Here is a 20283-nt window from a genome sequence, read left to right as displayed (position 1 = left end):
TGAACAATATGTAACTTCGCATTTCCATTTGAGATTCGTTCATGACTGCCTCGTCCCGATTGCTGGCCTGGCTGCTGTTCCCGTTATTGTCCCTGAGCAGCCTGCCGCTGCTGGCCGATACCGTGGAAGGCGCGCCGCAAGCGTTGCACCTGCTCGATTACATCAGTGCCGATTACCCGCCGACGGTCGCGGCAGGCAAAGTCATCGACGATGGCGAATACCGCGAGCAGCTGGAATTCACCCAGGTTCTGCAAGGCTTGATCACTGCATTGCCAGCCAAACCGGAAAAAGCCGCGCTGGAACAGGGCGTCGAATCTTTGCACGCCGCCATCACTGCGAAGCAGGACGGTGCTGATGTCGCCCGTCAGGCCCGACAGCTGGGGGCGAAACTGGCGGTGGCTTATGAAGTCAGCCAGGCACCGATCATCACCCCGGACCCGACACGCGGTGCGCCGCTGTATGCGCAAAATTGCTCGGTGTGCCACGGCGACACTGGTGCTGGCGACGGCCCGGCCGGTGTCGGTCTGACCCCTGCGCCAGCCAACCTGCGCGACGCTGCGCGGATGGATCACCTGAGCCTGTACGCGATCTACAGCACCCTCGGCCAAGGCGTCGAAGGCACCGACATGCCGGCGTTCGCCGATCAGCTCGATGATCGCCAGCGCTGGGATCTGGCCACCTACATCGCCGGCTTCAGCGCCGATGCGGCGGCCGCCAAGTCCGACAAGGTCTACAACATCGCCGACCTGGCCCGGCAGACCCCGGCCGAAGTGCAGGCGGCGGAGGGCGCAGAGGTCGCGGCGTCGTTCCGTGCCCAGCGCGCGCAACCACCGCAGGTCAAGCGCGGGCCGGCGCAGTTGCTCGATTACACCGCCGCCACGCTGGACAAAAGCCTCGCGGCCTACCGCGCCGGTGAACACGATCAGGCCTATGACCTGTCGGTGGCGGCGTATCTGGAAGGCTTCGAACTGGTCGAAAGCTCGCTGGATAACGTCGATGCCAACGTGCGCAAGGACACCGAAAAATCGCTGATGGCGTATCGGCAGTCATTGCAGGATGGTCTGCCGGTCGAGCAGGCCGAACAGCGTCTGGACGCGGCCAAAGCCAAACTCAAGGAATCCGCCGGCATGCTGGGCAGCGATGGTCTGAGCTGGTCGCTGAGCTTCATCTCCGGCCTGCTGATTCTGCTGCGCGAAGGCCTGGAAGCGATTCTGGTGCTGGCGGCGATCCTCGCCTTCCTGCGCAATACCGGTCAGCAATCGGCAGTACGCAGTGTCAACGTTGGCTGGGGTCTGGCACTGCTGGCAGGTCTGGGTACCTGGGCACTGGCGGCGTACGTCATCGACGTCAGCGGTTCGCAGCGTGAGTTGCTGGAAGGCGCCACCGCGCTGTTTGCCAGCGTCATGGTGTTGTGGCTCGGCGTGTGGATGCATGACCGCCGTCATGCGGCGGCCTGGCAGGATTACATCAAAAGCAGTCTGGTCGGCGGCGGTGGACGTTTCGGCTTTGCGATCCTGGCGTTCTTCTCGGTCTATCGCGAGTTGTTTGAAGTGATCCTGTTCTACGAAACCCTGTGGCTGCAGGCCGGTCCAGCCGGGCACAACGCCGTGCTGGCCGGCGGCGCGACGGCGCTGGTGCTGCTGGTCGGCCTGGCCTGGGTGATTCTGCGCGGCTCGGCGAAACTGCCGCTGACCTTGTTCTTTAGCATCAACGCTGCGCTGTTGTGCGCGCTGTCGGTGGTGTTTGCCGGGCATGGCGTCAAGGCCTTGCAAGAAGCCGGGATCTTCGGCACACGGCCGGTCGCGTTCTTTGAATTCGACTGGCTGGGGATCCATGCCGATGCCTATTCGCTGACCGCGCAGGTGGTGGCGATTGTGGCGATTGCTGTGCTGTATGGGCGCAGTTGGGTGGCGGAGAAGCGTCGGGTTTCGGCTGCATAAAGGCATTCGCTGCGCTCATATTCGCGAGCAGGCTCGCTCCCACAGGTTCGGTATGTATCCTGTGGGAGCGAGCCTGCTCGCGAATTTTTTGGAGGCAAGAACATGCGTGTATGGATTGATGCCGACGCCTGTCCACGGGCGGCGAAGGATCTTGTAGTGAAATTCGCCCTCAAGCGCCAGTTCGAAGTGGTGCTGGTAGCCGGGCAGCCGCAGACCAAGCCGGGGCTGGCCATCGTCAAACTGATCGTGGTGCCGAGCGGGCCGGATGCGGCGGATGATTATCTGGTCGAGCACGCCGTGCCGGGCGAGCTGGTGATCTGCAGCGATATTCCGCTGGCCGATCGGCTGGTCAAGAAGGGCGTGGCGGCACTGGATCCGCGCGGCAAGGAGTTCGATGCGCAGAACATGGGCGAGCGGCTGGCGGTGCGGAATCTGTTCACCGATCTCAGGGAGCAGGGCCAGATGAGCGGCGGCCCGGCGCCGTTTGGCGAGCGCGAGAAGCAGGCGTTTGCCAATGCGCTGGATCGGATTCTCACCCGGCTCACCCGCAAGCCCTGAAAAGATCGCAGCCTGCGGCAGCTCCTACAGGGGCGGTGTATGCCGCAATATCACGGCGCGACACGAAACCTGTAGGAGCTGCCGAAGGCTGCGATTTTTTGATTTCAAGCGTCGTTTTCGTGGGTCAGTTCGAGCACGCGGTCGACCAGTTTGTTGATCCCCGAAGCCGCTTCACTGATGGTCTGCGCCAGCATGTAAGCCGGGGTGGTGACCAGTTTGCGCGCCTTGTCCTCGACGATTTCGGTCACAGCGCACTCTTCGTGGGTGGCGCCCATTTTGTTCATGGCCGCAGCGGTGTCGGCGTCGTTGCCGATGGTGCAAGTCACCCCCGGGCCATAGATTTTCGCCGCCAGTGCCGGTGAGATGCAGATCAGCCCGACCGGTTTGCCCGCTTCGGCAAATGCTTCGGCCAGGGCCAGCACTTCAGGTTGCACGGTGCAGCCGGCGCCTTCGATGGCGAAGTTCGACAGGTTCTTTGCCGCGCCGAAACCGCCGGGCACGATCAGTGCGTCGAAATCCTCGACATCGGCGTCGCGGATATCCTTGACGTTGCCCCGGGCAATCCGCGCCGATTCCACCAGTACGTTGCGCGATTCCGGCATTTCTTCGCCGGTCAGATGGTTGATCACATGCAATTGCGCGATGTTTGGCGCGAAGCACTGCACCTGTGCGCCGCGCTGGTCGAGGCGCAGCAGGGTGATGACACTTTCCTGGATTTCGGCGCCGTCGTACACGCCACTGCCGGACAGGATCACTGCAACTTTTTTGCTCATGGGCTTCTCTCCAGATTCATGGCGCTCAATGTCCCTTAAATCGTCGCGCGTGGCCATAGGGGCATGGCTGACGCGCGCGGGAACAGAGCGCTCTCTCAATGGATCGCAACGGCGGCGGGGTGTTCATTATTTGCCTGGAATGCGCGTGGCAGCCGCCAGCGAATGGCTTATTCGGCTGGCGTTTTCGGCCCGGCAGGAGGGGGCGCTTCGGCCTGGCGCAACTGCTCTGCCTCGGCGGCCTTGGCGAGCTGCTCGTCCTGATAGATTTTCTTTGCCAGTTGCGCATTCTTGAAGCGGCGCCGCAGCCACAGGCCCAGCCCGAGGATCAGCAAGGCGCCGAGCACCCATAGCTCGTACTTCTTGATGCTGCCGAGCATGCCTTCCAGCACTGCGCCGAAGTGGTAAGCCGCCGCAGCCAGTGCGGTGGCCCAGATCGCCGCGCCGATGCCGTTGAGCAGCAGGTAACGTCCCGGTGGATAACCGGACAGGCCGATCGCCACCGGCATCACGGTGCGCAGGCCATAAACGAAGCGGAAGCTCAGGACCCAGATGTCCGGATGTTTGCGGATGTGCTCGAGCGCACGGTCGCCCATCATCTGCCAGCGCGGCTTGCGCGCAAGCAATTTGCGCCCGTGCTTGCGTCCCAGGAAGTACCACAGCTGATCGCCGGCATAGCTGCCGAAGAACGCCACAACCACCACCAGGTTGATGTCCATGTATCCACGGAACGCAAGGAAGCCTGCGAGCACCAGAATGGTTTCGCCTTCGAAGAACGTGCCGAGGAACAAGGCAAAGTAGCCAAAGTCGTGCAGAAATTGTTGGAGCATTGTCTGGGTGCTGGCGAAATGAACGCGCAGCCTAACCCTTCGGGCACATTCATGAAAGTGTCCAAATGTGTCTCGACGTGAACATTTCCTACATCGACAATGGATTGCGGCTACCTGTCACAGAGCACACATAACTGTCATCTGTTAGTCATAATGGCCGTCTATAACTGTCACGCTCGCCCGTTTGCCCGGGCTCAGGAGTCTGCCGTGAGCTTTACCCCCGCCAATCGTCTGTTCCCAGCCACTCGTCTGCGTCGCAATCGTCGTGATGATTTTTCGCGGCGGCTGGTGCGTGAAAACGTATTGACGGTCGATGACCTGATCCTGCCGGTGTTCGTGCTCGACGGTGAAAACCGCCGCGAAGCCGTGGCCTCGATGCCGGGCGTCGAGCGACTGACCATTGATCTGCTGCTTGAAGAAGCGGCGAAATGGATCGAGCTGGGCATTCCGGCGCTGGCGCTGTTCCCGGTCACGCCGCCTGAACTGAAATCCCTCGATGCTGCCGAAGCGTGGAATCCCGAAGGCATCGCCCAGCGCGCCACTCGCGCCCTGCGTGAGCGGTTCCCGGAGCTGGGCGTGATCACTGACGTGGCGCTGGACCCGTTCACCACCCACGGTCAGGACGGCATTCTCGACGAAGACGGCTACGTGCAGAACGACATCACTGTCGATGCGCTGGTGCGTCAGGCGCTGTCCCACGCCGAAGCCGGCGCGCAGGTGGTGGCGCCATCGGACATGATGGACGGCCGCATCCAGGCGATTCGTGAGGCGCTGGAAATTGCCGGTCACGTCAACGTGCGCATCATGGCCTACTCGGCCAAATACGCCAGCGCCTACTACGGCCCTTTCCGCGATGCCTTGGGTTCGGCGTCGAACCTCGGCAAGGCCAACAAGGCCTCTTATCAGATGGACCCGGCCAACAGCGACGAAGCGCTGCACGAAGTCGGTGCGGACTTGTCCGAAGGCGCGGACATGGTCATGGTCAAGCCGGGCATGCCCTACCTGGACATTCTTTTTCGCGTCAAAGATGCCTTCAAGGTGCCGACCTTCGTCTATCAGGTCAGTGGCGAATACGCCATGCACATGGCCGCTATCCAGAATGGCTGGTTGAGCGAAGCGGTGATCCTCGAGTCACTGACCGCCTTTAAACGTGCCGGTGCAGATGGCATCCTGACTTACTTTGCCGTTCGTGCCGCTCAATTGTTACGAGAGCAGAAATAGCCCTCCCAGGAACATTCCATGAATACCGAAGGACTCACTGAAGTTGCCGTAAAAGAAGCTCAGCCGGTGGTCGAGCAAATCACCGAAACCCCGCCGGAACTGGAGCCTGCGCCACCCGCGCCGGTTGCCGAAACCGCTGTGGCGGTACCGGCGATCGCCATTCCCGGCCTGGATGACAGCAGCCTGTACATCCACCGCGAGCTTTCGCAATTGCAGTTCAACATCCGCGTGCTGGAACAGGCGCTGGACGAGTCCTACCCGTTGCTGGAGCGTCTGAAGTTCCTGCTGATCTTCTCCAGCAACCTCGACGAATTCTTCGAGATCCGCGTCGCCGGGCTGAAAAAGCAGATCACCTTCGCCCGTGAACAGGCCGGTGCTGACGGCTTGCAGCCGCATCAGGCGCTGGCGCGGATCAGCGAGCTGGTCCACGGTCACGTCGACCGCCAGTACGCGATCCTTAACGATATTCTGCTGCCCGAGCTGGAAAAGCATCAGGTGCGCTTCATCCGTCGGCGCAACTGGACAACCAAGCTCAAGACTTGGGTACGCCGCTATTTCCGCGACGAGATCGCGCCGATCATCACCCCGATCGGCCTAGACCCGACGCACCCGTTCCCGTTGCTGGTGAACAAGAGCCTGAACTTCATCGTCGAGCTCGAAGGCATCGACGCCTTCGGGCGCGACTCCGGTCTGGCGATCATTCCGGCGCCGCGCCTGCTGCCACGGATCATCAAGGTGCCGGAAGAAGTCGGCGGCGCCGGCGACAACTATGTGTTCCTGTCGTCGATGATCCACGCCCACGCCGATGACCTGTTCCAGGGCATGAAGGTCAAAGGCTGCTACCAGTTCCGTCTGACCCGAAACGCCGACCTGGCGCTCGACTCCGAAGACGTCGAAGACCTGGCCCGCGCCCTGCGTGGCGAGTTGTTCTCGCGGCGCTACGGTGACGCGGTGCGTCTGGAAGTTGCCGACACCTGCCCGAAACACCTCTCGGACTACCTGCTCAAGCAGTTCAACCTGAGCGAGACCGAGCTGTATCAGGTCAACGGCCCGGTCAACCTGACGCGCCTGTTCAGCATCACCGGTCTGGACAGCCATCCAGAGCTGCAATACACGCCGTTCACCCCGCAGATCCCAAAACTGCTGCAGAACAGCGAAAACATTTTCAGCGTGGTCAGCAAGCAGGACATCCTCCTGCTGCACCCGTTCGAGTCGTTCACGCCGGTGGTCGACCTGCTGCGTCAGGCCGCGAAAGACCCGCACGTGCTCGCGGTTCGCCAGACCCTGTACCGCTCCGGCGCCAACTCGGAGATCGTCGATGCGCTGGTCGACGCCGCGCGTAACGGCAAGGAAGTCACGGCGGTGATCGAGCTGCGCGCGCGCTTCGACGAAGAATCCAACCTGCAGCTGGCCAGCCGTCTGCAAGCGGCGGGCGCAGTGGTGATCTACGGCGTGGTCGGCTTCAAGACCCACGCCAAGATGATGCTGATCCTGCGTCGTGAGGCTGGCGAGATCGTCCGTTATGCGCATCTCGGTACCGGCAACTACCACGCCGGTAATGCCAAGCTCTACACCGACTACAGCCTGCTGACCTCCGACGACGCCTTGTGCGAGGACGTCGGCAAACTGTTCAGCCAGTTGATCGGCATGGGCAAGACGCTGCGCATGAAAAAGCTGCTGCATGCGCCGTTCACCCTGAAGAAGGGCATGCTCGACATGATTGCCCGCGAAACCCAGTTTGCCCTCGAAGGCAAACCGGCGCACATCATCGCCAAGTTCAACTCGCTGACCGATCCGAAGATCATCCGCGCGCTGTACAAGGCCAGCCAGTCCGGCGTGCGCATCGATCTGGTGGTGCGCGGCATGTGCTGCCTGCGTCCGGGCATCGCCGGGGTCTCGCACAACATTCATGTGCGCTCGATCATTGGCCGCTTCCTCGAGCACACGCGGGTGTTCTACTTCCTCAACGGCGGCGACGAGCAGATGTTCCTCTCCAGCGCCGACTGGATGGAGCGCAACCTCGACAAGCGCGTCGAGACCTGCTTCCCGGTGGAAGGCAAGAAGCTGCTGACCCGCGTCAAGAAGGAGCTGGAGCTGTACCTGACCGACAACACCCACAGCTGGAGCCTGCAGTCGGACGGCCGCTACATCCGCAACACACCCACTGGCAACCAGAACCCGCGCAGTGCCCAGGCGACGTTGCTGGAGCGGCTGGGCAGCCCGATATTGCCTGTCAGCAGTTAAGTGCCGAAGGTCAAAAGCCCCTCACCCTAACCCTCTCCCGGAGGGAGAGGGGACTGACCGAGGTGTCTTGCGTCATACACTGACCTGAAATACCTGATCGAACTCTGGCCTCAACGCTAGTACAAATCGGCTCCCTCTCCCTCGGGAGAGGGCTGGGGTGAGGGGAGAGCTACACCGCCGCTCTCAAGCCAAACCCAATAAAAAGGCGATCCTAACGGATCGCCTTTTTTGTGCCAGCCAGTTACTCAGTGCACCGTGAGGACAATTCCAACCCGCGTCAGCCAATCCGCTTCCAGGCCGAAATCCGCCTGGGTCAGCTGATTTTCATCCAGCCAGTTCTCCGGGAATTCCACGTCGAGATGATCGCCATTGGCATGCAGCGCCACCTGTGGCATCGCCTGGGTCCCGCGAATGTGATGGAACAGAATCGCAAAGCGCAGCAGCACGCACAGGCGAATCAGTTTGATGCCGTCATCGCCGAATTCGGCGAATTTGTCCTTGGGAATATTGCGCCGATGCCCACGCACCAATAGCGCGAGCATCTGCTGGTCTTCTCGCGAGAAGCCGGCCAGATCGGAGTGTTCGATCAGGTAGGCGCCATGCTTGTGGTAGTGATAGTGAGCGATGTCGAGGCCGACTTCGTGCACTTTCGCCGCCCAGCCGAGCAGTTCGCGCCAGATGCCGTCATCCAGTTCCCAGTCCACGGCGACCTGATCGAAGGCGTGCAGGGCCTTGCGCTCGACCCGCGCTGCCTGTTCCAGGTCGACGTGATAGCGCTCCATCAGCGAGGTCAGGGTGCGTTCGCGCACGTCTTCATGGTGATGGCGGCCGAGCAGGTCGTAGAGCACGCCTTCGCGCAGCGCGCCTTCGCAATGGTCCATGCGTTGCAGTTCGAGGGCGTCGAAGATTGCTTCGAGAATCGCCAGGCCCGCCGGAAAGATCGCCCGGCGGTCAGGCTTGATGCCTTCGAAATCGATCTTGTCGGCGTCGCCGAGCTTGAACAGCTTGCGCTTGAGCCACGCCAGGCCTTCGGCGTTGACCTCGCCGCTGCCGTGGCCGCCAGCCTTCAAGGCCAGGCCGATGGCGCGAATCGTACCGGAGGAGCCGATGGCTTCATCCCAGGTCAGGCGATGCAGGGCGTGCTCGATGCTCATGATCTCCAGTGCGCGCCGCCGTGTAGGCCTGGGCGTAGCGCGCCGGGGTGATCTTGCCGTCCTTGAAATAACGCTGAGTGAAACTCACGCAGCCCATTTGCAGGCTTTCGCGCAATAAAGGCTCGAAGCGCTGGCCGATGATGAATTCGGTGCTGCCGCCGCCGATGTCGGCGACCAAACGTTTGCCGGGGGTATCGGCGAGCGTGTGCGAAACGCCGAGATAGATCAGGCGCGCTTCTTCACGGCCGGAAATGACTTCTACCGTGTGGCCGAGGATTTCTTCGGCGCGGCGGATGAATTCGCCACGATTGCGCGCTTCACGCAGGGCGTTGGTGCCGACGATGCGCACGGCGCCGAGCGGCATACCGTTGATCAGTTGGGCAAAGCGCTTGAGGCAATCGAGGCCGCGCTGCATCGATTCTTCGTTGAGCTGGCGCGCGTCGTCGATGCCGGCGGCCAGTTGCACCTTCTCGCCGAGGCGCTCGAGGATGCGGATTTCGCCGTTCTGGGCCTTGGCCACGACCATGTGAAAGCTGTTGGAGCCCAGGTCGATTGCGGCGATCAGGGACAGATTCTTGGCTTGGGATTGCGGCATGGTCAGGGGGTCTCGGTCGATAACCCCGACATCGTGCCACGATCAAACGCTGGCGCCAACGCGCATGGCTCAAACCGCCGGAGCGCGCACCCCGAACCTGATCGTTCCCACGCTCCGCGTGGGAATGCCTCACCGGACGCTCTGCGTCCGCTTTTGGGACGCGGAGCGTCCCTGGCTGCATTCCCACGCGGAGCGTGGGAACGATCAACAGGACAGAGGGCCTTTCAGGCTGTCGCTTCCACCGTGCCAATAAAGTTCGCCAGCTCGACCGTCTGCGGATTGGCAAACAACACCTTCGGATCGCCCACCTCATGCACCTTGCCATGGTGCATGAACACCAGTTTGTCGCCCACCTCTCGGGCAAAGCGCATCTCGTGGGTGACCATGATCAGCGTCATGCCTTCCTTGGCCAATTGCCGCACCACGCTGAGCACTTCATTGACCAGCTCAGGGTCCAGCGCCGAGGTGATTTCATCGCACAGCAGCACCTTCGGCGACATCGCCAAAGCCCGGGCGATCGCCACCCGTTGCTGCTGACCACCGGACAAACGGTCCGGGAAGGCACCGAATTTCTCCCCGAGCCCGACTCGCTCGAGCATTTCGCGCGCCAGTTCGGCTGCCTTGGCCTTGGGTACTTTCTGCACCACTTGCGGCGCGAGCATGACGTTTTCGCCGACGGTCAGGTGCGGGAACAGGTTGAACTGCTGGAAGACCATGCCGACCTTCTGTCGCAGGCTGCGCAGATCAGCGCGGGCGGCGTCGAGGTATTCGCCGTCGACTTCGATCACGCCATCGTTGATCGATTCCAGGCCGTTGAGCGTGCGCAACAGGGTCGATTTGCCCGAGCCGCTGCGGCCGATGATCGCCACGACCTGGCCTTCCTCGACGCTGAGATCGATGCCTTTGAGTACGTGGTGATCGCCGTAGTATTTATGCAGGGCGGAAATTCTAAGCAGAGGCATGCAGTCTCCTTTCCAGGTAGCGCGCACTGAGGGACAAGGGGTAGCAGAGCAGGAAGTAGCCGAGGGCGACGAGGCCGTAGACCATGAACGGTTCGAACGTGGCATTGGCGAGCATGCCGCCGGTCTTGGTCAGTTCGGTGAAGCCGATGATCGAGGTCACCGCTGTGCCTTTGACCACTTGCACCGAGAAGCCCACGGTCGGCGCCACGGCGATGCGCAGCGCTTGCGGCAGGATCACGTAGCGCAACTGCTCAAGCGGATTGAGCGCCAGGCTCGACGAGGCTTCCCACTGACCGTGGGGAATGGCCTCGACGCAGCCGCGCCAGATCTCCGCCAGATAGGCGCTGGTGAACAAGGTCAAAGCGATCGCGGCGGCCATCCACGGTGAAATCTCGATGCCGGCCAGCGCCACGCCGAAGAACACCAGAAACAGTTGCATCAACAGGGGCGTGCCCTGAAACAGCTCGATCCAGGTGCGGGCGATGCTGCTTGATAGCGTGTTCTTGGAAATGCGCATCACCAGAATCAGCAGGCCGACGAGGCCGCCGCCAATGAACGCCACCAGTGACAGCGCCAGGGTCCATTGCAGGCCGGTGAGCAGGTTGCGCAGGATGTCCCAGAAAGTGAAATCGCTCATTGGCTGCTCCTCGCAATGAACCGACGCCCGAACCAGTTGAGCAACTGGCGGATCAGCAGCGCCATGCACAGATAGATCAGGGTGGTCAGCGCATAGGTTTCAAAGGCGCGGAAGTTGCGCGACTGAATGAAGTTGGCGGCGAAGCTCAATTCTTCCGTGGCGATCTGCGAACACACCGCCGAACCGAGCATGACGATGATGATCTGGCTGCTCAGCGCCGGCCAGACCTTGCCCAGCGCGGGCAGCAGGACGACGTGGCGGAACGCTTCGAAGCGCGTCATCGCCAATGCCGCAGCCGCTTCCAGCTGCCCGCGCGGAATCGCCTGGATGCCGGCGCGGATGATCTCGGTCGAATAGGCGCCAAGGTTGATCACCATCGCCAGCACTGCCGCCTGCCACTCGGAAATCTGCACGCCGAGCGACGGCAGGCCGAAGAAGATGAAGAACAGTTGCACCAGAAACGGCGTGTTGCGGATCAACTCGACGTAGACGCCGAAGATCGCTGAGAACGGGCGGATCTGCCACGCTCGCACCAGCGCGCCGACAATGCCCACGCCGACCCCGAGCAGCGCGCCGATGGCGGTCAGCTCCAGCGTGAACAGTGCGCCGCGCAGCAGCAGGTCGGTGTTTTCCACCACCGGCATAAAATCGAACTGATAAGCCATGAACGTCTCCCGCGCAGTCGATCAGAGATCGGCCGGCAGCGGCTCTTTCAGCCAGGTCTGCGAGTTCTTTTCCAGTGCGCCGTCAGCCTTGGCGGTGTTGAGGATGTCGTTGACCTTGGCCAGCAACGCCGCTTCGTTCTTGTTCACGCCCACGTAGACCGGGGAATCCTTGAGCTTCACCTTCAGCGCCGGCACGCGCTTGGGGTTCTTCTCGCTGATGGCCACCATCACCACGTTGCCGCTGGCAATCAGATCGACCTGGCCTGCCAGATAAGCAGCGATGGTCGAGTTGTTGTCTTCGAAACGTTTGATGGTCACGCCTTCGGGGGCGACTTTGCTCAGCTCGATGTCTTCGATGGCGCCCCGGGTGACGCTGATGGTCTTGCCCTTGAGGTCGTCGAGGCTGGTGATCGCGGCGTCTGGCGGACCGAACACGGCGAGGTAGAACGGCGCATAGGCGCGGGAGAAGTCGATGACTTTCTCACGCTCGGAGTTTTTGCCGAGGCTGGAAATCACCAGATCGACTTTGCCGGTGGTGAGGAACGGGATGCGGTTGGTGCTGTTGACCGGGGTCAGTTCAAGTTTGACCTTGAGTTGGTCAGCGAGCAGCTTCGCCGTGTCGATATCCAGGCCGCGCGGCTTCATGTCCGGGCCGACCGAGCCGAACGGCGGGAAGTCCTGGGGCACGGCAACTTTCAGCGTGCCGCGTTTGACCACGTCGTCCAGACCGTCGGCGTGAGCGGGGGCCTGGCACAGCAGCAGGCCGGCAAACAGGGAAGCGAGGAGGGCGCTGTAACGCTGGGTCATGGACAATCTCCGGATCGGCGGGAAGTGGTTGCTGCGATCGGACAGAGCATGGGCCGTGCCAACAGGCGGATTTCGCCCCGGCAGGCCGCGGCATCAGCGGCTTGGTTCGGTCTTACTGGTCTGAACAGTCAACTCGGTTTTCGCACTGCGATGGCGCATCGGCAGTGCGCGCCGAACCCCGCTGGGGCACGACTTGCCGGACTCGACGAATAGCTTTACAACTAGCCGCACCTTGGCCCTGACGCGTCCGCACATCATGAATTCGATCTCCCGCGCCGTACCCGAAGTGGCGCTGCAAGCGATCCGCAAACTGATCACCGAACAGGGCTTCGGTGCCGGCGACGCGTTGCCTTCGCAACGGGATCTGGCGCTGCAACTGGGCGTCAGTCGGGCATCGTTGCGTGAAGCGCTGTCGTCGCTCAGTGCACTGGGCGTGGTCAGCATTCAGCCGGGCAAGGGCGTGTTCGTGCAGTCGCCGGTCGAATTGTCGCGCGGCGACAACGCGCCAGGCTGGTCGTTTGCGGCGCAGGCATCGCCGCTGGATATCTTTCAATTGCGCTATGCGCTCGAAGGGTTTGCAGCAGGTTTGGCGGCAGTGACGTTGAGCACGTTCGATCTGGATGCGCTGGAAGACAACGTTGCGGCCATGCGCGAGCAATTGAAGCTCGGCGACTTTGAGGCAGCGGCGAAACTCGACTTCGAATTTCACCGACGCATCCTTCTCGCCAGCGGTAATCAGGCGATGCTGAGCATCCTCACCGCCAGCGCCGAGATCTTTCTCGAGAGCCAGAAACTGCCGTTCATCCGCGCCGAGCGCGCCATGGAAACCTGGCAGGAACACCGCAAGATCCTCCGCGCACTGGCGCGCCGCGCTTCGGCGGCGGCGCAGAAAGCCATGCAGGAACACGTGCGCAACGCCGCCCTGCGCACCGGAATCGCCTTCATCGCTCCCGCCACGGCGTGAGTTGAGCTATACCCAAACTCATCAAGGGCCATAGCAACACTCAATCATCTGCGGCTTCCTGAACAAGGGAAGGGCGGCTATGATGGGCCACGTTTTTTTGCTTACAACCTGGAGAATTCCATGAGCAGCGATCTGATCAAACACGTTAGCGACGCTAGCTTCGAAGCCGACGTACTCAAGGCCGAAGGCGCTGTCCTGGTCGACTACTGGGCTGAATGGTGCGGCCCTTGCAAAATGATCGCACCGGTTCTGGACGAAATTGCCGAGACTTACAAAGGCAAGCTGACCGTTGCCAAACTGAACATCGACGAAAACCAGGAAACCCCGGCCAAGCATGGCGTGCGTGGTATCCCGACGCTGATGCTGTTCAAGAACGGCAACGTTGAAGCGACCAAGGTCGGCGCACTGTCGAAGTCGCAGCTGGCGGCTTTCCTCGACGCCAACATCTGAGCGTCGCAGTAAAACGCTGAAAAAAAGCCCCGCAAATCGCGGGGCTTTTTGCGTATTCAGGGCTAGACGCTCCGAAACTCAGGTGGTACATTCGGCCCCGCACTGGTTTCTCCAATGCCCCCTGCTAGCCGTCGCCGACGCACTCCTTTTCGAATTAGTTCGCGATCCTGTCGCCTTCTCTGCGGCGCGGCCTCATTAAGCCAAAAGCTTAATTTCCCCCCTCCATAAATGATTACGTCATTCCTATATGAATCTGACTGAACTCAAGCAAAAGCCGATTACCGAACTGCTCGAATTGGCCGAACAGATGGGCATAGAAAATATGGCCCGTTCGCGCAAGCAGGACGTGATTTTCTCCCTGCTCAAAAAGCACGCGAAAAGCGGCGAGGAAATCTCCGGTGATGGCGTGCTGGAGATTCTCCAGGACGGCTTCGGCTTCCTGCGCTCCGCAGACGCTTCCTACCTCGCCGGCCCTGACGACATCTACGTCTCGCCGAGCCAGATCCGCCGCTTCAACTTGCGCACCGGTGACACCATCGTTGGCAAGATCCGGCCTCCGAAGGAAGGCGAGCGGTACTTCGCCCTGCTCAAGGTCGACACGATCAACTTCGATCGTCCGGAGAACGCGAAAAACAAGATTCTCTTCGAGAACCTGACGCCGCTGTTCCCGACGGTGCGCATGAAGATGGAAGCCGGCAACGGTTCCACCGAAGACCTCACCGGTCGCGTGATCGACCTGTGTGCACCGATCGGCAAAGGCCAGCGTGGTCTGATCGTCGCACCGCCGAAAGCCGGTAAAACGATCATGCTGCAGAACATCGCAGCGAACATCGCCCGTAACAATCCTGAAGTTCACCTGATCGTGCTGTTGATCGACGAGCGTCCGGAAGAAGTGACCGAAATGCAGCGCACCGTGCGCGGCGAAGTGGTTGCCTCGACCTTCGACGAGCCGCCGACCCGTCACGTGCAGGTTGCTGAAATGGTAATCGAGAAGGCCAAACGCCTGGTCGAGCACAAGAAAGACGTGGTGATCCTGCTCGATTCCATCACCCGTCTGGCCCGTGCCTACAACACCGTGATCCCGAGCTCCGGCAAGGTCCTGACCGGTGGTGTCGATGCCCACGCCCTCGAGAAGCCGAAGCGTTTCTTCGGTGCCGCGCGTAACATCGAAGAAGGCGGCTCGCTGACCATTATCGCCACCGCGCTGGTTGAAACCGGCTCGAAGATGGACGAAGTGATCTACGAAGAGTTCAAGGGTACCGGCAACATGGAACTGCCTCTGGATCGCAAGATCGCCGAGAAGCGTGTGTTCCCGGCCATCAACATCAACCGCTCCGGCACCCGCCGCGAAGAGTTGCTGACCGCCGACGACGAACTGCAGCGCATGTGGATTCTGCGCAAGCTGCTGCACCCGATGGACGAAGTCGCCGCCATCGAGTTCCTGGTCGACAAGCTGAAAACGACCAAGACCAACGACGAGTTCTTCTTGTCGATGAAACGCAAGTAATACGCTGGCGTTTCAGCAAAGGACGCTCCCGCGAGGGGGCGTTTTTTTTTGCCCCGAAAAATCTCGCGGCCATCACAGATATCTGTTGATGGGCCGATATTGCGGCGTCGGCAGCGCACTCCCGAGTTCGAGGCCTGCGCCTTCGCCGCAGCGCGGGGACCACAATCGAGCAATGACGGGCTGCTGTTTGCCCCTCAGAGCAGGTAGGATGTACGCCTATTTTGAGGGTGCCATCGTCAATGAAATTCAAGGATCTTCGGGATTTCGTGCAGCAGCTTGAGCAGCGCGGAGAGTTGAAACGCATCCAGATTCCCGTCTCGCCGGTGCTGGAGATGACTGAGGTGTGCGACCGCACGTTGCGGGCCAAAGGCCCGGCACTGCTGTTCGAGAAGCCTACCGGTTACGACATTCCGGTGCTCGGCAACCTGTTCGGCACCCCCGAGCGCGTGGCCATGGGCATGGGCGCCGAGTCGGTCAGCGAGCTGCGCGAAATCGGCAAGCTGCTGGCCTTCCTCAAGGAGCCGGAGCCGCCGAAGGGCTTGAAGGACGCGTGGTCGAAACTGCCGATCTTCCGCAAGATCATTTCGATGGCGCCGAAAGTCGTCAAAGACGCGGTATGCCAGGAAGTGGTCATCGAAGGCGACGATGTCGATCTGGCGATGTTGCCGGTGCAGACCTGCTGGCCAGGCGACGTCGGCCCGCTGATCACTTGGGGCCTGACGGTCACCAAAGGCCCGAACAAGGAACGCCAGAACCTCGGTATCTACCGCCAGCAAGTGATCGGCCGCAACAAGGTGATCATGCGCTGGCTCAGCCATCGTGGCGGCGCTCTCGACTTCCGCGAGTGGTGCGAGAAGCACCCGGGCCAGCCGTTCCCGGTGTCCGTGGCCCTTGGCGCCGATCCGGCGACGATTCTCGGTGCCGTGACGCCGGTGCCGGACAGCCTCTCCGAATATGCTTTCGCAGGGCTCTTGCGCGGCAACCGTACCGAACTGGTCAAGTGCCGTGGCAACGATCTGCAAGTACCGGCCACCGCCGAAATCATCCTTGAAGGCGTGATTCATCCGGGCGAAATGGCCGACGAAGGCCCTTATGGCGACCACACCGGTTACTACAACGAAGTCGACAGCTTCCCGGTGTTCACCGTCGAGCGCATCACCCACCGGATCAAGCCGATCTATCACAGCACCTACACCGGCCGTCCGCCGGATGAGCCGGCGATTCTCGGCGTGGCGCTGAACGAAGTGTTCGTGCCGATCCTGCAGAAGCAGTTCCCGGAAATCACCGACTTCTACCTGCCGCCGGAAGGCTGCTCGTACCGCATGGCCGTGGTGACGATGAAGAAGTCGTATCCGGGGCATGCCAAGCGCGTGATGCTCGGTGTCTGGTCGTTTTTGCGACAGTTCATGTACACCAAGTTCGTTATCGTCACTGACGACGATATCAACGCCCGCGACTGGAACGACGTGATCTGGGCTATCACCACGCGCATGGATCCCAAGCGCGATACGGTGATGATCGATAACACGCCGATCGACTACCTCGACTTCGCCTCGCCGATCTCCGGCCTGGGCTCGAAAATGGGCCTGGATGCCACCCACAAGTGGCCGGGCGAAACCACTCGCGAGTGGGGCCGCGTGATCGTCAAGGACGACGCCGTCACCCAACGGATCGATGCCATCTGGAATCAGTTAGGAATAGATTGATGCGTGTAACCCTGCAGCCTTCCGGAGCAGTGCTCGAGATACAGCCCGGTGAGCGGATACTCGACGGTGCGCGGCGCCTGGGCTATGACTGCCCGCAAAGCTGCCGCAACGGCAATTGCCACGTGTGTGCAGCGCTGCTGGTGGAGGGCCGCGTCGAGCAGGCCGGCAAAGTCCACGACCATGGCGAGTTCTACACCTGCATCGCCGCACCGCTGGAAGACTGCGTGCTGTTGTGGGATGGCGTGCTCGCACTGGGTGAGCTGCCGGTGCGTAGCCTGTCGTGTCAGGTCATCGAGTGCCGCGAGGTCGGCGGCGACACCTGGCGCGTGCGTCTGCGGGCACCGGCGGGCAAGCCGCCGCGCTATCACGCCGGGCAATATTTGATGATCGAGCGTGAGAACGGTGAGAAATCGGCGTTCTCCATGGCTTCGGCACCCCACGGCGGGCGTGATCTGGAAATTCATGTGCTGGCGCGCGAAACCAGTGCGTTGAGCCTGATCGAGCAGCTGCAACGCAACCCGCTGGTACGTGTCGAGTTGCCGTTTGGTGACACACATCTTGCGGAGCTACCCGACGGTCCGCTGGTGTTGATCGCCGCCGGCACCGGCATGGGCCAGATTCACAGTCTGATCGAACATTGCCGCGCCAAAGGCTTCAAGCATCCAGTGCATCTGTATTGGGGCGTGCGCCGTCCCGAAGATTTTTATCAGATCGAGCACTGGGACGAATGGCTGAAGCTGCCCAATCTGTTCCTGCACAAGGTAGTCAGCGACCAGTGCGGCTGGGAAGGGCGCTGCGGGATGTTGCACGAGGCAGTTTGCGAGGATTTCCCCGATCTGAAGCCGCTGCACGTCTATGCCAGCGGTTCGCCGGCGATGGTCTACGGCACGCTGGACGCGCTGGTCGAGGCGGGGATGGATGCGCATCAGATGCGCGCTGATGTGTTCGCCTACGCGCCGCGCTCCTGAGACTTATAACTTGGTATATAGCCGATCGGTATTTACCCTAAACAGTAAATATCGCTAGGTTATATATGAATCAGGCAATTAATCAGTGGCACTTAATTTGCCTTAAAACATATGTGCCTTATTGTTACAACGGTGCGTTCTATTAAGTAATTCTTCACCCGCGGGGAGCTGAACGCTATTCGCCATGAGCGCCATTGAAAACGCAATTCTGAACCTGGCTTACCCTCCGCGGCTCGATCTTGGGCCGCAGCTGACGCACGAACAACTTCTCGCTTCCATGCAATCGACCATGGCACGCCACAAGGGCGGGCCGGTGTGGCTGTTCGCCTATGGCTCGCTGATCTGGCGGCCGGAATGCACGGCGGTCGAGCGCATGCGCGGTCGCGTGCATGGCTACCATCGCGGCTTGTACCTGTGGTCCCACGAGCATCGGGGTACGCCGGAAATGCCCGGCCTGGTGTTCGGTCTGGATCGTGGTGGTTCGTGCAGTGGTTTTGCCTACCGCTTGCCGGAAGACAATCTCGATACCGCGCTGTATGCCCTGTGGAAACGTGAGATGCCGTTTCCCTCGTATCGCCCGCACTGGCTCAATTGCCGGCTCGAAGATGGCACTCAGGTGCAGGCTTTGGGATTCGTTCTGGAGCGCCACCTGCCGAGCTATGCCGGCAACTTGCCGGATCATGTGCTCAGCCAGGTGTTCGCCAGCGCCAGCGGGCGTTACGGCACCACTCGCGATTATGTCGAGCAGACCGCGCACGCCCTGCGCAGCCACGCCATGCCGGATCGAAATCTGGAGGCGCGGCTCAAGCGCTGTAAATCACACAGCGATCAGGCGACCGCTTCACGGCTCTGACTGGCGACTTGCTTGTGCCACAGCGTTGGCGCAAGGAAGGCCATCGCCAGCAGGCAAGCGCCGACCAGCAGCACGAAACCGCCATCCCAGCCGAAGTGGTCAACGGTGTAGCCCATCGCCGCACTGGCCGCGACCGAACCCCCCAGATAACCGAACAGACCGGTGAAGCCCGCTGCGGTACCGGCGGCTTTCTTCGGCGCCAGTTCCAGCGCTTGCAGGCCGATCAGCATCACCGGGCCGTAGATCAGGAAGCCGATCGACAGCAGGGCGATCATGTCGACCATCGGATTGCCGGCCGGATTCAGCCAGTACACCAGGGTCGCGACAGTCACCAGGGCCATGAACACCATGCCGGTCAGGCCACGGTTGCCACGGAAGATCTTGTCCGACATCCAGCCGCACAGCAGCGTGCCCGGAATGCCCGCCCACTCGTAGAAGAAATAGGCCCACGAGGTTTTATCCACGGTGAAGCCCTTGGCTTCCTTCAGGTACGTCGGCGCCCAGTCCAGCACGCCGTAGCGCAGCAAGTAGACGAAGACGTTGGCCAGAGCGATGTACCAGAGCATTTTGTTGCGCAGCACGTATTTGACGAAGATTTCCTTGGCGCTGAATTCGTCTTCGTGGCTGGCGTCGTAGCCTTCCGGGTAGTCGTTCTTGTACTGCTCGATCGGCGGCAGGCCGACCGATTGCGGGGTGTCACGCATGGTGATGAAGGCGAATACCGCTACGCCCAGTGCGACTGCTGCCGGGACGTAAAACGCCGCGTGCCAGTCATTGAACAGACCCATGCCGATCAGGAACAGCGGGCCGATCAGACCGCCGCCGACGTTATGCGCCACGTTCCACACCGACACCACGCCACCGCGTTCCTTCTGCGACCACCAGTGCACCATGGTCCGCCCGCTCGGCGGCCAGCCCATGCCCTGCGCCCAGCCGTTGATGAACAGGAGGATGAACATCATCGTCACGCTGGACGTTGCCCACGGCGCGAAACCGAAAATGAACATCACCCCGGCCGAGACCAGCAGACCGAACGGCAGGAAGAAGCGCGGGTTGGAACGGTCGGACACCAGGCCCATGAGGAACTTCGACAGGCCGTAAGCAATAGCGATCGCCGACATCGCCAGACCAAGGTCGCCACGGCTGTAGCCTTCATCGATCAGGTACGGCATGGCCAGGGAGAAGTTCTTGCGCAGCAGGTAGTAACCGGCGTAGCCGATAAAGATACCGGCGAAGATCTGCCAGCGCAGGCGGCGGTAGGTGCTGTCTATTTTTTCTTCAGGCAACGGAGCCTGATGTGCGGCAGGACGAAAGAAAGCAAACATTCAAGAGCTCCAGTTTTCTTGTTTTGACTGCGGATGCGAATGTTACAGTTTCGTTACCGAAAATAGCATCGCTTCACGTCGGCAAAACAGCGGAAATTTGGGCAGATGAGCGTTCCTTTATGAACAT

Annotated in this window: 17 protein-coding genes and 1 pseudogene; 10 read left to right on the top strand and 8 right to left on the bottom strand. The window is 61.2% G+C overall.

What is annotated here, in order from left to right:
* The first annotated feature begins 41 nt into the window (after positions 1 to 41).
* Both AB4O12_RS20470 and AB4O12_RS20465 read left to right on the top strand, forming a co-directional pair.
* On the top strand, positions 42 to 1940 hold the full coding sequence (locus AB4O12_RS20470) for an FTR1 family protein (RefSeq protein ID WP_460059647.1): 1899 nt from the start codon (positions 42 to 44) through the stop codon (positions 1938 to 1940).
* A gap of 102 nt (positions 1941 to 2042) precedes the next feature.
* On the top strand, positions 2043 to 2498 hold the full coding sequence (locus tag AB4O12_RS20465; RefSeq protein WP_041476910.1) for a YaiI/YqxD family protein: 456 nt from the start codon (positions 2043 to 2045) through the stop codon (positions 2496 to 2498).
* A 104-nt stretch (positions 2499 to 2602) separates the two neighbouring features.
* Here AB4O12_RS20465 and elbB read toward each other — a convergent pair whose 3' ends face one another.
* Together elbB and AB4O12_RS20455 are read right to left on the bottom strand one after the other, a co-directional pair.
* Positions 2603 to 3271: an isoprenoid biosynthesis glyoxalase ElbB gene (elbB, locus tag AB4O12_RS20460; protein ID WP_016772616.1), complete on the bottom strand. Its 669-nt coding sequence runs from the start codon at positions 3269 to 3271 to the stop codon at positions 2603 to 2605.
* 167 nt (positions 3272 to 3438) lie between these two features.
* Positions 3439 to 4098: a DedA family protein gene (locus AB4O12_RS20455; protein WP_095181269.1), complete on the bottom strand. Its 660-nt coding sequence runs from the start codon at positions 4096 to 4098 to the stop codon at positions 3439 to 3441.
* Between the two features lie 207 nt (positions 4099 to 4305).
* Between AB4O12_RS20455 and hemB the strand changes: the two genes are divergently transcribed.
* Positions 4306 to 5319, top strand: coding sequence for a porphobilinogen synthase (gene hemB, locus AB4O12_RS20450; protein ID WP_460059646.1), 1014 nt, complete (start codon positions 4306 to 4308; stop codon positions 5317 to 5319).
* An 18-nt stretch (positions 5320 to 5337) separates the two neighbouring features.
* The gene (gene ppk1, locus AB4O12_RS20445; RefSeq protein ID WP_016772619.1) at positions 5338 to 7563 is read left to right on the top strand and encodes a polyphosphate kinase 1; all 2226 of its coding nucleotides are present in this window, start codon (positions 5338 to 5340) and stop codon (positions 7561 to 7563) included.
* 245 nt (positions 7564 to 7808) lie between these two features.
* Here ppk1 and ppx read toward each other — a convergent pair.
* From ppx to AB4O12_RS20420, 5 genes and pseudogenes are all read right to left on the bottom strand, one after another.
* A pseudogene (gene ppx / locus AB4O12_RS20440) lies at positions 7809 to 9312 on the bottom strand (exopolyphosphatase).
* Positions 9313 to 9536: 224 nt separating this feature from the next.
* The gene (locus tag AB4O12_RS20435; RefSeq protein WP_150637078.1) at positions 9537 to 10274 is read right to left on the bottom strand and encodes an amino acid ABC transporter ATP-binding protein; all 738 of its coding nucleotides are present in this window, start codon (positions 10272 to 10274) and stop codon (positions 9537 to 9539) included.
* Entirely contained in the window at positions 10261 to 10911 is a 651-nt protein-coding gene (locus AB4O12_RS20430) for an amino acid ABC transporter permease (protein WP_122705602.1), read from the bottom strand. The genes AB4O12_RS20435 and AB4O12_RS20430 overlap by 14 nt, the downstream gene beginning before the upstream one ends.
* The gene (locus AB4O12_RS20425; protein ID WP_024014752.1) at positions 10908 to 11576 is read right to left on the bottom strand and encodes an amino acid ABC transporter permease; all 669 of its coding nucleotides are present in this window, start codon (positions 11574 to 11576) and stop codon (positions 10908 to 10910) included. Before AB4O12_RS20425 ends, AB4O12_RS20430 begins: the two co-directional genes overlap by 4 nt.
* Positions 11577 to 11597: 21 nt before the next feature.
* Positions 11598 to 12383: a transporter substrate-binding domain-containing protein gene (locus AB4O12_RS20420; RefSeq protein WP_150637076.1), complete on the bottom strand. Its 786-nt coding sequence runs from the start codon at positions 12381 to 12383 to the stop codon at positions 11598 to 11600.
* Positions 12384 to 12639: 256 nt separating this feature from the next.
* On the opposite strand from AB4O12_RS20420, the gene AB4O12_RS20415 reads away from it, so the two are divergent.
* The 6 genes from AB4O12_RS20415 (at position 12640) to AB4O12_RS20390 (ending at position 18831) form a co-directional block, all read left to right on the top strand.
* Entirely contained in the window at positions 12640 to 13347 is a 708-nt protein-coding gene (locus AB4O12_RS20415) for a FadR/GntR family transcriptional regulator (RefSeq protein ID WP_056791723.1), read from the top strand.
* Between the two features lie 120 nt (positions 13348 to 13467).
* Entirely contained in the window at positions 13468 to 13797 is a 330-nt protein-coding gene (trxA, locus tag AB4O12_RS20410) for a thioredoxin TrxA (protein ID WP_003206727.1), read from the top strand.
* A 247-nt stretch (positions 13798 to 14044) separates the two neighbouring features.
* Entirely contained in the window at positions 14045 to 15304 is a 1260-nt protein-coding gene (gene rho / locus AB4O12_RS20405; protein ID WP_003229334.1) for a transcription termination factor Rho, read from the top strand.
* A 239-nt stretch (positions 15305 to 15543) separates the two neighbouring features.
* Positions 15544 to 17010 (top strand): 4-hydroxy-3-polyprenylbenzoate decarboxylase, encoded by a 1467-nt coding sequence (gene ubiD, locus AB4O12_RS20400; protein WP_039757427.1) that lies wholly within the window; start codon positions 15544 to 15546, stop codon positions 17008 to 17010.
* Positions 17010 to 17978, top strand: a complete 969-nt coding sequence (locus AB4O12_RS20395) for a CDP-6-deoxy-delta-3,4-glucoseen reductase (protein ID WP_353188335.1) — start codon at positions 17010 to 17012, stop codon at positions 17976 to 17978. Before ubiD ends, AB4O12_RS20395 begins: the two co-directional genes overlap by 1 nt.
* A gap of 184 nt (positions 17979 to 18162) precedes the next feature.
* A complete protein-coding gene (locus tag AB4O12_RS20390; RefSeq protein WP_024014748.1) occupies positions 18163 to 18831 on the top strand; it encodes a gamma-glutamylcyclotransferase in 669 nt (222 codons plus the stop codon).
* On the opposite strand, the gene glpT is transcribed toward AB4O12_RS20390, so the two are convergent.
* Positions 18807 to 20156, bottom strand: a complete 1350-nt coding sequence (gene glpT / locus AB4O12_RS20385; RefSeq protein ID WP_024014747.1) for a glycerol-3-phosphate transporter — start codon at positions 20154 to 20156, stop codon at positions 18807 to 18809. The two genes, AB4O12_RS20390 and glpT, sit on opposite strands and share 25 nt — an antisense overlap.
* Between the last annotated feature and the right edge of the window lie 127 nt (positions 20157 to 20283).

The sequence above is a fragment of the Pseudomonas sp. S2_A05 genome (assembly GCF_054668485.1).
Note: the sequence above shows the minus strand (reverse complement) of the source record. Positions and strands in the feature narration are given on the sequence as shown.

What these genes read in the sequence shown, in the direction of transcription:
- AB4O12_RS20470 (WP_460059647.1), top strand. Translation starts at nt 42, where the DNA reads ATGACTGCCTCGTCCCGATTGCTGGCCTGGCTGCTGTTCCCGTTATTG.
- AB4O12_RS20465 (WP_041476910.1), top strand. Translation starts at nt 2,043, where the DNA reads ATGCGTGTATGGATTGATGCCGACGCCTGTCCACGGGCGGCGAAGGAT.
- elbB (WP_016772616.1), bottom strand. Translation starts at nt 3,271, where the DNA reads ATGAGCAAAAAAGTTGCAGTGATCCTGTCCGGCAGTGGCGTGTACGAC.
- AB4O12_RS20455 (WP_095181269.1), bottom strand. Translation starts at nt 4,098, where the DNA reads ATGCTCCAACAATTTCTGCACGACTTTGGCTACTTTGCCTTGTTCCTC.
- ppk1 (WP_016772619.1), top strand. Translation starts at nt 5,338, where the DNA reads ATGAATACCGAAGGACTCACTGAAGTTGCCGTAAAAGAAGCTCAGCCG.
- AB4O12_RS20435 (WP_150637078.1), bottom strand. Translation starts at nt 10,274, where the DNA reads ATGCCTCTGCTTAGAATTTCCGCCCTGCATAAATACTACGGCGATCAC.
- AB4O12_RS20430 (WP_122705602.1), bottom strand. Translation starts at nt 10,911, where the DNA reads ATGAGCGATTTCACTTTCTGGGACATCCTGCGCAACCTGCTCACCGGC.
- AB4O12_RS20425 (WP_024014752.1), bottom strand. Translation starts at nt 11,576, where the DNA reads ATGGCTTATCAGTTCGATTTTATGCCGGTGGTGGAAAACACCGACCTG.
- AB4O12_RS20420 (WP_150637076.1), bottom strand. Translation starts at nt 12,383, where the DNA reads ATGACCCAGCGTTACAGCGCCCTCCTCGCTTCCCTGTTTGCCGGCCTG.
- AB4O12_RS20415 (WP_056791723.1), top strand. Translation starts at nt 12,640, where the DNA reads ATGAATTCGATCTCCCGCGCCGTACCCGAAGTGGCGCTGCAAGCGATC.
- trxA (WP_003206727.1), top strand. Translation starts at nt 13,468, where the DNA reads ATGAGCAGCGATCTGATCAAACACGTTAGCGACGCTAGCTTCGAAGCC.
- rho (WP_003229334.1), top strand. Translation starts at nt 14,045, where the DNA reads ATGAATCTGACTGAACTCAAGCAAAAGCCGATTACCGAACTGCTCGAA.
- ubiD (WP_039757427.1), top strand. Translation starts at nt 15,544, where the DNA reads ATGAAATTCAAGGATCTTCGGGATTTCGTGCAGCAGCTTGAGCAGCGC.
- AB4O12_RS20395 (WP_353188335.1), top strand. Translation starts at nt 17,010, where the DNA reads ATGCGTGTAACCCTGCAGCCTTCCGGAGCAGTGCTCGAGATACAGCCC.
- AB4O12_RS20390 (WP_024014748.1), top strand. Translation starts at nt 18,163, where the DNA reads ATGAGCGCCATTGAAAACGCAATTCTGAACCTGGCTTACCCTCCGCGG.
- glpT (WP_024014747.1), bottom strand. Translation starts at nt 20,156, where the DNA reads ATGTTTGCTTTCTTTCGTCCTGCCGCACATCAGGCTCCGTTGCCTGAA.